11 protein-coding genes are annotated in these 12,209 nt (G+C 70.8%); 3 read left to right on the forward strand and 8 right to left on the reverse strand.

From position 1 onward, the window contains the following. Positions 1-20 precede the first annotated feature (20 nt). The 7 genes from QFZ50_RS17170 to QFZ50_RS17200 form a co-directional block, all read right to left on the reverse strand. A complete protein-coding gene (locus tag QFZ50_RS17170) occupies positions 21-1,019 on the reverse strand; it encodes a sugar phosphate isomerase/epimerase family protein (RefSeq protein ID WP_307086212.1) in 999 nt (332 codons plus the stop codon). Then, the gene (locus tag QFZ50_RS17175) at positions 1,016-2,230 is read right to left on the reverse strand and encodes a Gfo/Idh/MocA family protein (RefSeq protein ID WP_307086214.1); all 1,215 of its coding nucleotides are present in this window, start codon (positions 2,228-2,230) and stop codon (positions 1,016-1,018) included. The genes QFZ50_RS17170 and QFZ50_RS17175 overlap by 4 nt, the downstream gene beginning before the upstream one ends. A 187-nt stretch (positions 2,231-2,417) precedes the next feature. Further along, the gene (locus tag QFZ50_RS17180; protein ID WP_307086216.1) at positions 2,418-3,332 is read right to left on the reverse strand and encodes a sugar phosphate isomerase/epimerase family protein; all 915 of its coding nucleotides are present in this window, start codon (positions 3,330-3,332) and stop codon (positions 2,418-2,420) included. A gap of 86 nt (positions 3,333-3,418) precedes the next feature. Continuing rightward, positions 3,419-4,657, reverse strand: coding sequence for a substrate-binding domain-containing protein (locus tag QFZ50_RS17185; RefSeq protein ID WP_307086882.1), 1,239 nt, complete (start codon positions 4,655-4,657; stop codon positions 3,419-3,421). After that, complete coding sequence (locus QFZ50_RS17190; protein WP_307086218.1) at positions 4,657-5,751, reverse strand: ABC transporter permease; 1,095 nt, start codon at positions 5,749-5,751, stop codon at positions 4,657-4,659. The genes QFZ50_RS17185 and QFZ50_RS17190 overlap by 1 nt, the downstream gene beginning before the upstream one ends. Beyond that, positions 5,748-6,824 carry an ABC transporter permease gene (locus QFZ50_RS17195; RefSeq protein WP_307086221.1) on the reverse strand — a complete coding sequence of 359 codons (1,077 nt, stop codon included), beginning with the start codon at positions 6,822-6,824 and terminating at the stop codon, positions 5,748-5,750. The genes QFZ50_RS17190 and QFZ50_RS17195 overlap by 4 nt, the downstream gene beginning before the upstream one ends. After that, positions 6,821-8,338, reverse strand: a complete 1,518-nt coding sequence (locus QFZ50_RS17200) for a sugar ABC transporter ATP-binding protein (protein WP_307086223.1) — start codon at positions 8,336-8,338, stop codon at positions 6,821-6,823. Before QFZ50_RS17200 ends, QFZ50_RS17195 begins: the two co-directional genes overlap by 4 nt. A gap of 138 nt (positions 8,339-8,476) precedes the next feature. Here QFZ50_RS17200 and QFZ50_RS17205 point away from each other — a divergent pair, with 138 nt between their 5' ends. The 3 genes from QFZ50_RS17205 (at position 8,477) to QFZ50_RS17215 (ending at position 11,373) form a co-directional block, all read left to right on the forward strand. After that, entirely contained in the window at positions 8,477-9,688 is a 1,212-nt protein-coding gene (locus QFZ50_RS17205; RefSeq protein WP_307086884.1) for an ROK family transcriptional regulator, read from the forward strand. Between the two features lie 76 nt (positions 9,689-9,764). Continuing rightward, complete coding sequence (gene pyrE / locus QFZ50_RS17210; protein WP_307086225.1) at positions 9,765-10,340, forward strand: orotate phosphoribosyltransferase; 576 nt, start codon at positions 9,765-9,767, stop codon at positions 10,338-10,340. 31 nt (positions 10,341-10,371) lie between these two features. Then, positions 10,372-11,373, forward strand: a complete 1,002-nt coding sequence (locus QFZ50_RS17215) for a thioesterase domain-containing protein (RefSeq protein ID WP_307086227.1) — start codon at positions 10,372-10,374, stop codon at positions 11,371-11,373. A 19-nt stretch (positions 11,374-11,392) separates the two neighbouring features. On the opposite strand, the gene QFZ50_RS17220 is transcribed toward QFZ50_RS17215, so the two are convergent. Further along, complete coding sequence (locus QFZ50_RS17220; RefSeq protein ID WP_307086229.1) at positions 11,393-12,172, reverse strand: HAD-IIA family hydrolase; 780 nt, start codon at positions 12,170-12,172, stop codon at positions 11,393-11,395. Positions 12,173-12,209 lie beyond the last annotated feature (37 nt).

A 12,209-nucleotide genomic window follows, 5' to 3' on the forward strand; every position in this document is an offset into this window, starting at 1 on the left:
GGCGGCCCGTGGGCCGGGGCCTACTGGCTGAAGGCGGCGTCGAACGAGGTCTCCGACGGTGCGAAGTCGAAGCCCTTGAGGAAGGCGAGGGCCTCGGGTGCGCCCTGGAGCCGGTCCATGCCGGCGTCCTCCCACTCCACCGAGATGGGGCCGGTGTAGCCGATGGCCGTCAGCGCCCGGAAGCTGTCCTCCCAGGGCACGTCGCCGCGGCCCGTGGAGACGAAGTCCCAGCCGCGCCGAGGATCGCCCCAGGGCAGGTGCGAGGACATGATCCCGTTGCGGCCGCCGCCCATGCGCATCTTCGTGTCCTTGCAGTCCACGTGGTAGATGCGGTCCTTGAAGTCGGAGATGAACGCCACCGGGTCGATCTGCTGCCACATGAAGTGGCTCGGGTCCCAGTTGAGGCCGAACGCCGGGCGGTGCCCGATGGCCTCCAGGGTGCGCTGCGTGGACCAGTAGTCGTAGGCGATCTCGGAGGGATGGACCTCGTGGGCGAAACGGATCCCGCACTCGTCGAAGACGTCCAGGATGGGGTTCCAGCGGTCGGCGAAGTCCTGGTAGCCGGCCTCGATCATGCTCGCGGGGACGGGCGGGAACATGGCCACGTACTGCCAAATCGACGAGCCGGTGAAGCCGACGACGGTGTCCACGCCGAGCTTCTTCGCCAGCCGTGCGGTCAGCTTCATCTCCTCGGCGGCACGCTGCCGCACGCCCTCCGGGTCGCCGTCACCCCAGACCTTCGGCCCGACGATCGCCTGGTGGCGGAAGTCGATCGGGTCGTCGCAGACAGCCTGGCCCTTGAGGTGGTTGGAGATGGCCCAGACCTTCAGGCCGTTGCGCTCGAGGATGTCGAGCCGGTCCTGGATGTAGGCGTCGTCGTCCCAGCGCCAGGCGTCGAGGTGGTCGCCGGAGACGGCGATCTCGAGGCCGTCGTAGCCCCACCGGCCGGCGAGTTCGGCGACCTTCTCGAAGGGGAGATCGGCCCACTGGCCGGTGAACAGGGTGAAGTTGCGGGTCATGCAGTCTCCTTGGCTGGAACGGACGAGTGGGTGGGGGTGGTGGAATCGACCTGCACGACGGCGCTCTTGGCCGCCGCGCTCTCCTCGACGGCGGCGAGGACGCGCTGGATCTGCAGGCCGGCCTCGAAGGACGGCTGGGCGGGCCGACCCGTGCGGATCGAGGTGAGGAAGTCGCGCAGCTGGTGGGTGAACGTGTGCTCCCAGCCGATGATGTGGCCCTGCGGCCACCACGCGTCGAGGTAGGGGTGTCCGGGCTCGGTCACGAGGATGCGGCGGAAGCCCTGCTCGGTCACCGGTCCGGTGGCCTCCATCAGCCACAGTTCGTTGAGGTTCTCCAGGTCGAAGCGCAGCGCCCCGCGCTCACCGAACACCTCGATGCGGAGCCCGTTCTTCACCCCGGTGGCCATACGCGAGACCTCGACCGTGGCGACGGCCCCGCCGGCGAGTTCGGCGGTGATCCAGGCGGCGTCGTCGACGGTGACGGGCTCCGGGCCGTCGGGGCCGGGCCGCTCCTCCACGAAGGTGCGCAGGCGGCCCGAGACCTCCGTGACGTTCCGGCCGGTGAGGAACTGCGCCTGGTCCAGGGCGTGGGAGGCGATGTCGCCGAGCGCCCCCGAACCGGCGGTCTCCCGGCGGAGCCGCCAGGTCATCGGGGAGGCGGCGTCCACCAGCCAGTCCTGCAGGTAGGCGATGCGCAGCTGGCGGACGGCGCCGAGCCGCCCGTCGGCGATGAGCTGCCGGGCGTGGGCGAGGGCCGGGACGCGCCGGTAGTTGAATCCGACCATGGACTGCACGCCGTGGTCCCGCGCCTCGGCCGCCGCGGCGACCATCGCGGTGCTCTCGGCGATGGTGTTGGCGAGCGGCTTCTCCACGAGCACGTGCTTGCCCGCCTTCAGCGCCTCGATGGCGATCTCGGCGTGCAGGTAGCCAGGGGTGCAGATGTCCACGATGTCGACGTCCTCCCGGTGGATCGCCTCCCGCCAGTCGGTGGAGGAGTCCTCCCATCCGTAGCGCGCCGCGGCCTCCGCGGTCTGCCCGGCGTTCCGTCCCACGATGACGCGCCGCGCGGTGGCGGGGACGTCGAAGTGGCTGCCGACCGTACGCCAGGCCGCCGAGTGCGCCTTGCCCATGAAGGCGTAGCCGATCATGGCGACGCCGAGTGGCCGGGGTGCGGGATCGTCCGGTGCCTGACCGGAAAGGGGGGATGTCATGGTGTGTCTCCCGGGATACGAGGGGGCGTCGGCGGTGTGACCGCGTGAGCTGGTTCGCGTCCAGTATGGCGGACTTTTGCCGGGCCGTGAGCAAAAGGTGGTGGAAAACGGGCGATTAGTGTGTGGGCGCTGATCGGAAGTGCAGGCCCGTGGAAAAGGGCCGGCCGTCCGCAGGTCTCCCGTCCTGTCAGGGTTCCTGGCCCTGCAGGGTCGGCACGGGACGGCGTCGTGCCTGGCTGGGGTCCGTCCGGCGGAGGAAGGCCAGCCCGTCCTGGGCCAGACGGTCCTGGCTCGGGGCGAGCGGACGCCAGATCGACGCCGCGACGGCGATGCTCGCGTTGGCGGAGGTGAAGCTCTCGATGTTCAGCGGTCCGTCGTACCGCACGTCCTCGAGCGCGGCGAAGAGCCCCGGCCAGTCCGTCTGGTCGCCCCCTGGCGCTCCGCGGTCGTTGCCGCAGACCTGCAGGTGGACCAGGTGCGGACCGGCCGCCCGGACGGCCCCGGCGGAGGATCGTTCCTCGATGGCGAGGTGGTAGGAATCGAGCGCGAGACCCACGCCGCTGCCGAGCAGCGGCCCCAGTGCCTCGAGTGCCTGGCCCACGGTGTTCAGGAGGGACGTCTCGTACCGGTTCAGCGGTTCGATGCCGAGCTCCACCCCCGCGGCGACGGCGTGGTCGGCGACGGGCGCCAGGTTCTCCCGCAGCTCCGCGTACGCCGCGGCGCGCTCGTCGTCGTCCATCCGCCACACCCTGCCCGTGGCGGAGTAGAACGGGCCGCAGACGCTTTTGGCCCCGATCGCGTGCGCGAGGTCGATGCACTCGAGCAGGTAGCGCTGGGTCTCGCGGGTCGCGGCGGGCGAGGCCCCGACCAGGTCCCTGCCCGGGGCCATCGCGCCGACCACGGCCGGTGCGAGCCCCGTCGCGGCCAGGGCGTTCCGCACCGCTGCGGCCGTGAGGTCCCCCGCGTTCTCGAGGGGGAGTTCCACGCCGTCGAAGCCCAGGTCCGCGATGTGCCGGAGGAGGGGAGGCAGGTCCGCGTCGGTCAGCGGTGACGTCCACACCCACGTGTTGATGCCGATGGAGCGGGCTGCGCCGTCGTCCATGGTCCTGCCTCCTTCCCCGTCGGTTCCCGATCGTGCTGCGTCGTGCTGCGTCCTGCGTCGTCGTGCTTCAGGGATGCGTCACGTCGTCAGGGGATCTGGCGCTCCTGCCACACCGTCGGGTAGCCCGGCAGGTCCTCGCCGCCGAACTTGGCGTAGTGCCCGTCCGGCATGCCCTCGTTCGCGGTCAGGAACTCGCCGCGCTCGTCCTCGGTGATGGGGGACTGGGGGAGGACCCACTCGGCGGGGACCTCCTCGCCGGCGAAGATCTTTTGCAGCGCGAGCAGCGGGGTGCGCCACTGGAAGTTCGAGTACACCGGGGCCAGGCCGTCGATGCCCGTCTCGTCCCACTTGCGCAGGAAGCTCATCTCGTCCTCGCCCGTCATCACGGGGAGGTCCGCTCCGGCGTCCTCGAACGCCTCGATGGCGGCGACGGCGCCGTCACCCGCGTCCATCCACACGCCCTGCACGTCCCCGGTCGCGAGCTCGTCCGAGATGATGGACTTGATCTCCACGGGGTCGGCGCCGGTGAAGTAGTCCACCGCCTCGATCCCGTTCTCCTCGAAGATGCGTTCGGCCGCCGCCCACCGCTGCTCCAGGACGTCGACGCCGGGCAGGATGCGCAGCGCCACCACCTTGTCGCCCTCCCCGAGCCGCTCGCTCAGGAACTCGGCGGTGTCGATGCCCCAGGCGAAGCCGCCGATGGGGTGGATGAACGTGACGGCGCAGTCCGTCTGCACGCCGCGGTCGAAGACGATCACCGGCTTGCCGGTCTCGCATGCGCGCTCGACGGCGGGCGTCATGGCCGCCGTCGAGTTGGGGGAGATGATGAAGGCGTCGCAGTTGCCCTCGGCGATGAAGTAGTCGATGTCGGCGATCTGCGTGTTGTCGTCGTCCTGGGCGTCGCGTGTCTCCATCTCGGAGACGACACCGGCGTCCTGCAGCACCTTCAGCTGCTGGTTCATGGTGATCCAGCCCGTCTGGCGCCAGGGGTTGGAGATCGAGGCGTTCGAGAAGCACGCCTTCTGCGGTCCGTCGGCGGCGAAGGCCGCGGTGTCCGTCATCTCGCCGTCGATGTACTGCAGGTACGGCTTCTCCGGGTCGCCCTCGAAGGTGGCCGAGCGCTGCGCGTCCTGCTCGTCGTAGACGGCCTGGTCGAACCACTCCGTGCCGTCCTCCGTGGGCTGCGCGGCCTCGGTGGATTCCGCGCTCGCGGAGCCCTCGGCGGCCGGCGGGTTCTCGATGGATGAATCGGTGGTGCAGGCCGTCAGGGCGAGCAGCGACGTCGCTGCGATCACCGTGACCTTGCCCAGGATGCTTCCACGCATCATGTTCCTCCCTCATCTGTGCCCGGTGCGGGCGTGGGTGCTGCTATTGGACGGTGCTCGTCATGGGCCTGCTTGCTCGCGCCGCGGCGTTTGCGCTGCCAGTTCCGGGACGCTGCGGCGACGGCGACGATGATGATGACGCCCTGGACGCTGTCGCGCCAGGTCGATTCGACGCCGAGGAAGTTCAGGAGGGTGAACAGCAGTTCGAGGGCGAACGCACCCGCCGCGGCGGAGAGGACCCAGCCGCGGCCGCCGCCCAGCACCACCCCGCCCAGCACGACGGCGGTGATCGCCGTGAACTCGTAGCCCTGGCCCACGGAGGGGTGGACGCCCGCGTACCCCACGAGGATCACGCCGGCCACGGTGGCCGCGAGGGAGGACAGCATGAAGGCCCGCGTCCTGATCCACCAGACGGGGGCGCCGGTCAGGGCGGCGGCGCGCGGATTGTCGCCCACGGCCACGAGCGTGCGCCCGTAGGGCCTGCGCATCAGCCAGAAGGCCGCGGCGGCGACGACGGCGAGGATGATGACGGGGTAGGGCAGCACCTCGAGGACGGGGATGTCCTGGACGCCGCCGCGGCCGATCTGCCGGAAGCTGTCCGCCGGGTTGCCGGTGGCCGCGCCGCCGGTCCAGAACAGGACGAGGCCGAGCAGCGCCAGCATGGTCCCGAGGGTCACGATGAAGCTCGGCACCCTCAGGAGCGTGGTCACCAGGCCGTTCACCAGCCCCACGAAGGCCCCGAACAGGATCATCAGGGCCAGGACCGGGAGGGCCCGGGCCTCGTCCTGGCCGATCAGGTTCCCGGCGATGATGACCTGCGCGGTCACCACCGATCCCATCGAGAGGTCGAACTCCCCGGACACGATGACGAAGTACTGTCCGATCGCCGCGATGGCGATGGGGGCCGTCCGCCCGATGAACCGGATCAGGGAGCCCGGTTCGCCGAAGGAGGGGTTCGCCGCCAGGACGGCGACGAAGAGGACTGCGACGAGCACGAAGATGGCCCCGCTGGGTGTGCGCAGGGCCCGCAGGAGGCGCTCGCCGCGGGACGAGCGGTTCTGCTGGAGGACGGCGCGTTCGGTGGCGACACTCATGCCGGCACCTCGTTCCGTGCATCGGTGCCGTCGCCGCGTGCCGGCCCGTCGCCCTGCCGGGAGGCACCCGGCCCGCGGGGCGGGGCGGCGTCGCCCCTGTGGGCCTGTCCCCGGCCGAACCGCGCGGGCCGGTGCACGGTCCTGCGCCGGGCGTAGACGGCCACGGCGACGACGATCACGACGCCGCGGACCACGTCCTTCAGGAACGGGTTGACCTGCAGCACGCTCATGATGTTGTCGAGCATCGCGAAGATGAGGACGCCGCCGAGCGTGCCCACGAGCGAGCCCTTCCCGCCGGCCAGCAGCGTCCCGCCGAGCACGACGGCGGCGATCGACAGCAGGTCGTACCCGCCCTGCGAGCCGATGGTCGGGCTGCCCACGCCGAGGCGGGCGGCCAGCAGCAGCCCGGCGAGGCCCGCCATCGTGGAACAGATCACGTGTGCCGCGATGACCGGTGTCAGCGTGCGGACGCCGGACATCCTCGCCACCGGGGCGTCGCCTCCCACCGCGTACATGGCGTGGCCCAGGCGCGTGGTGTTCAGCAGGACGAGCACGACGGCGGCGCACGCGAGCATGATGAGGGTCGAGACGGGGACGGGGCCGATCCCCGTGGCCCCGATGAGGCGGAACGCGAGCGGCGCCTGCCCCGCGCTGCCCTGGTAGGTGGACCCGAGGTAGCCGCTCACGATCAGCCCCATGCCCAGGGTCGCGATGAAGCCGTGCACCTTCAGTCCTGCCACGACGGCGCCGTTGACGAGGCCGATCAGGGCGGACACGAGGAGTGCCAGAAGCACCGCGGGCAGGATGTTCCCGGCCTGGTTGGCCATGATCCCCGCGCCGATGAGGCTCGAGAGACTGATCACGTAGGGGACGGAGAGATCGAGGCTGCCCACGAGGATGACGAGCGTCTGGCCGATGGCGATGAAGCCGAGGATGCTCGTCCCGGTGAGGATGTCGGAGATGTTGCCGGTGCTGAAGAAGTTGCGGCCGGTGGAGCCGACGAGGACGGTGCCGGCGATGATGGTCGCCAGGGCCACGAGGTAGACGATGTGCGTCGAGGTCAGGCGGTTCACGGCGCCACGCCCCGGGCGCCCGTCGCCAGTTGGAGGACCTGCTCCTCGGACGCGGCCGGCGGGATCTCACCGGCGATGCGCCCGTCCCGCATCACGATCACGCGGTCGGACATGCCGAGGACTTCGGGGAGTTCGCTCGAGACCATGAGGATGGCCTTGCCTTCCTGCGCCAGCCGGCGCATCAGCGAGTAGACGGCGACCTTCGCGCCGACGTCGATCCCGCGCGTCGGCTCGTCGAGCAGCACCACCTGCGGGTCGATCGCCAGCCACTTGGCGAGGACGACCTTCTGCTGGTTCCCGCCCGAGAGGAACTGCACCTCCTGGTCGAGGTCGCGGGCCACGACCTCGAGGGACGAGAAGACGCCGGGCGCCCGTCGGCGGGCGACGGCGGTGCGCATGGGATCCACGGAGCGCACCACGCTGAGCGCATTGTCGAGGATCGACTGGTTGAGGCTCAGCCCCTGGGCCTTGCGGTCCTCGGTGATGAGCGCGATCCGGTGCCGGATGGCGTCCCGCGGGGAGCGCGGCCGGTACGGCCTGCCCTCGAGGGTCATCGTGCCCCGCGTGAAGCCGGCGGCCCCGAAGACCGCCTCCACCAGCTCCGTCCGCCCCGAGCCCTGCAGCCCGGCCACCCCGACGATCTCGCCGGCGTGGAGGGTCAGGTCGATGTCGTCGAGCTGGTCGTTGCCGCCGCCGCTGACCTGCAGCAGCGGACTGCCGACCGTGGTGCCCGGAAGGGCTTCCGGGAAGTAGGCCGAGATGGGCCGTCCGACCATCGCGCGGACCAGCGAGGCGTCGTCGAGCCCGGAGGCGGGGGACGAGGTGACGATCCGGCCGTCCTTGAGCACCGTGATGGTGTCGCACAGGTCGAAGATCTCCTTCAGCCGGTGGGACACGTAGAGGATCGCCGTCCCGCGCTTCCGGAGGCGGTCGATGATGCCGTAGAGCAGCTCGACCTCCGGACCCGCCAGCGCCGCGGTGGGCTCGTCCATGGAGATGATCCGGGCGTCGTAGCTCACGGCCTTCGCGATCTCGACGATCTGCTGCTGCGCCACCGACAGCGAGCTCACCGACGCCGTGGGACGGATGCTCGTGATGCCGAGCTCCTCCAGCAGCTCCGTGGTGGCCCGGTTCATCGCCCGGCGGTCGACGAGCAGGCCCTTCCTCGGTTCACGGCCGAGGTAGATGTTCTGGGCGACGGTGCGCTCCGGCAGCAGGTTGAACTCCTGGAACACGGTGGACAGGCCCGCCTGGTGCGCCTGCACCGGGTGCGTGAACTCGACCGGTTCGCCGTCGAGCTCGATGCGCCCCCCGTCCCGGACGTAGACGCCCGCGAGGAGCTTCATGAGCGTCGACTTCCCCGCGCCGTTCTCACCGACCAGCCCGTGGACCTCGCCCGGGAAGAGGTCGAGCGAGGCGTCCTGCAGGACGGGCACTCCGAAGAAACTCTTCGTGAGCCCTGTCACGCGCAGGATCGGGGTGCGAGCCCCCTGGGTGTTGACTTCGTCGTCCACGCGGCCACTGTGACACGGCCCTCCACTTTTGTCGAGGGACCGTCAAAAGATGCTCCGCGAATGTTATGGAAGCTCGGGGGCGCCATTGGAAGTGCCGGGTGCTTTACTGAAAGGGTGCTCACCACGTCATCGGCCCGGATGCCCAGCGATGGGGGATTCACCCAGCGCCCGTCCGCGCCGGGCGCATCCGGGGCCAGCGAGGTGTTCCAGGTGCTCCGCGACGGCCGGCCGCGCACGAGGGCGGAACTGGCGCAGGTCACGGGGCTCGCCCGCTCCACCGTCGCGGCGCGGATCGACACGCTGATGTCCCTCGGGTTCGTGGCCCCCTTCGGTGGTGCGGCGTCCACGGGCGGGCGCCCGCCGTCGCTGTTCGCCCTGAACCCCGGGGCGCGCGTGGTGATCGGCGCCGATCTCGGTGCCACGCACGCGATCGTGATCCTCGCGGACCTCTCCGGACGGGAGCTCGGACGGGCCCAGCAGCAGATGAGCATCGGCGACGGACCGGAGGCGGTCCTCGGCTGGCTGACGACGGCCGTCACCGGCCTCCTGGAACGGGACGACCGCACGGCGGACGATCTCGCCGCCGTCGGCATCGGCCTCCCCGGGCCCGTGGAACACGACACCGGCCGGCCCATCAACCCGCCCATCATGCCCGGCTGGGACCGGTTCGACGTGCCGGGGTTCATCCAGCGCGACTTCCCCGTCCCCGTCCTCGTGGACAACGACGTGAACATCATGGCCCTCGGGGAACAGGACGCGAGCTGGCCCGACGTGGCGGACCTGATGTTCATCAAGGTGGCCACCGGCATCGGAGCAGGCATCATCCTGGGCGGCGTGCTGCAGCGCGGCGCGCAGGGCACGGCCGGCGACCTCGGCCATGTGCGCGTCTCGCGGGGCGGGGAGACCCTCTGTCGCTGCGGGAACGCGGGATGCCTCGAGGCCATCGCCGGCGGGCCCGCGCTGGCCGCGGCGCTGGGCGCATCGGGGGAGCGGACCCCCACCGGCAGCCAGGACGTCGTCGAGCTGGTCAGGTCCGGGGACATCCAGGCGCTCCAGGCCGTGCGGCAGGCCGGCCGCGACATCGGTGACGTGCTCGCCACGTGCGTCAACCTCGTCAACCCCTCGGTGATCGTGGTCGGCGGGGCCCTCGCGCAGGCCGGCGAGCACCTCCTCGCCGGCATCCGCGAGGTCGTGTACACGCGTTCGCTGCCGCTCGCCACCGAGCACCTGCGCATCGTCCCGTCGGTGTCCGGGCAGAACGCCGGCGTCGCGGGGGCCGCGGTGCTAGCCATCTCGCACGTGCTCTCGCCCGAGGCGATCGACGCGGCGAGCGCGCGCCTGGCGGGCTGACCTCCGCTCCGGCAACCGTCGGCCGCGGTCGACGCGGCGTGTCGGGACGCCACCCGGCCGTCGATAGACTGGCCGCATGACCGCCGAGACCTCCGCGCAGACCACCGACCGCACCCGGCTCCTCGAGCTCATCAAGGAACTCGCCGTGGTGCACGAGCGCGTGACCCTCTCCAGCGGTGTCGAGGCCGACTACTACATCGATCTCCGCCGCATCACGCTGCACCACGAGGCGTCCGCCCTCGTGGGCCGGGTCATGCTCCAGCTGCTCGACGACGCCGGGATCGCCTTCGAGGCGGCCGGCGGCCTGACGATGGGTGCCGATCCCGTGGGCACGGCCGTCATGCATGCCGCGGCGCAGGCGGGCCGGCCGATCGATGCGTTCGTGGTGCGCAAGAGCCAGAAGACCCACGGCATGGGCCGCCAGGTCGAGGGCCCGGACGTGTCGGGGCGTCCCGTCGTCGTGCTCGAGGACACCTCGACCACGGGCGGTTCCGCGCTCACCGCCGTCGAGGGTGTGCGCCGCGCCGGGGGTGACGTGCAGGCCGTCGCCGTGATCGTCGACCGGGACACCGGGTCGAAGGAGCGCATCGAGGCCGAAGCCGGTGTGCCGTACCTCTTCGCGTTCGGCAAGGACGAGCTCGGCCTGGCCTGACGGACGTCCGGGCGGCCGCGGGAACCGGCGCGTGAAGGACGACGACGGCCGGGTGCTGCAGCGGGCGCAGGCCTTCCGTGAATCCTCGCGCCGGTCCTTCCTGATGGGTTCGGCGGCTGCCGCGGTGGTGACCGCCGATCTGGCCTTCACACGGATCATCCAGTCGCAGCGGGAGCAGACCCGCATCCTGCCGCTCGACGACGACGCCGCGCGTGCCCGCTTCCCGAACGACCGCTGGGTCCTCTTCCCCGGCTACAAGACCAGCTGGGAGGAGGGCCTCTGGATCCTGAACTCGCTGCGCCCGGTGCTGTCGCGTCGGGCGCAGATGGCCGTGATGGGCTACTCCAACCGCGGCCTGGACATCAACAACGTCGTGGCCACCATGAACCGCTACGTGGAGAACTTCCGGCTCGAGAAGCTCTACTTCTACGGCCACAGCTTCGGCGGCATGGTGGCCGTCGAGGTCGCCGCGCGCCTGCGCGACCGCGGGATCCCCGTGGAACTGATCCTGCTCGACTCCTCCCCGTCCAGCCGGTACGACGTCCGGGACCAGCGCATGTTCGACGGCGTGGTGCTGCTCTACGAGGCGGGTGTGCGGGTGCCCATCAGCGTGCGCGGTACCTACGAGCTGGGGGAGCGGATCGTCCACAAGAACGAGCGGACCTGGAGCCAGATCGTGGACCAGACCCTCGAGCAGCTCTCACCGCTGGCCCCCAGCAGCGAGCTCATCCAGTCGGAGTCCTCGTACATCTACCACTTCGACGTGACGCGGTTCCGGCTTTCCCTCGGTGACACGAAGGTGGTGTTCGCCGGGAACCCGGATGACGGCGTCGTCGACTACGCGACGGCCCGCGCCGGCTGGGCGCAGGCGCTGCCGGACAACGTGGTGTCCGTGGACCACGTGACGGAGGGCGCCCTGCCCGCCCATGCCAGCCCGCAGTGGAACCCGGGCATCTACCAGGGCATCGTCTCCGCCGTGCAGCGGGAGTACATCCGCGTCTCGCGCGGCGGCGGCTCGAAGCGCCCCTTCTGACGGGGGCGCACGGGCCCGGTCAGACCTGGTCGATCAGGTCCGCCACGGAGGCGCAGATCTGCGCGGGCCGGAACGGATAGGCGTTGATGTCCTCCGGCTGGGTGATGCCGCTCAGCACGAGGACCGTGTGCAGCCCCGCCTCCATGCCCGCGATGATGTCCGTGTCCATGCGGTCGCCGATCATCGCGGTGGTCTCCGAGTGCGCGTCGATCTGGTTCATGGCCGAGCGGAACATCATCGGGTTGGGCTTGCCCACGATGTAGGGGTCGCGGCTCGTGGCGGCGGTGATCATGGCGGCGATGGCGCCCGTCGCGGGAAGGGGGCCCTCCTTCGAGGGCCCGGTGACGTCCGGGTTGGTGGCGATGAACCGGGCGCCCTCCAGGATCAGGCGGACGGCCTTGGTGATCGCCTCGAAGGAGTACGTGCGGGTCTCGCCGAGCACCACGTAGTCGGGATTCGTGTCGGTGAGGACGAAGCCGGCCTCGTGCAGCGCCGTCGTCAGCCCGGCCTCGCCGATCACGTAGGCCCGGCCTCCGGGGAGCTGGTCGCGCAGGAACTGCGCCGTGGCCAGGGCCGAGGTCCACAGGTTCTCCTCGGGGATCTCGAGTCCGGACGCCTTCAGGCGCGCGGCGAGGTCGCGAGGGGTGTAGATGGAGTTGTTCGTCAGGACGAGGAACCGCCTGGAGGTGGCCACCCACCTCTCGATCAGTTCGGCCGCCCCAGGGATGGCCTGGTTCTCATGCACCAGCACACCGTCCATGTCGGTGAGCCAGCACTCGATGTGTTCGTTCTCGCGCATGGGCGTCCTTCCGGGGGAGTTGACCGTCCGGTGCCAG

The sequence above is a fragment of the Arthrobacter agilis genome (genome assembly GCF_030816075.1).
In the GTDB taxonomy this organism is placed as follows: Bacteria; Actinomycetota; Actinomycetes; order Actinomycetales; family Micrococcaceae; genus Arthrobacter_D; species Arthrobacter_D agilis_E.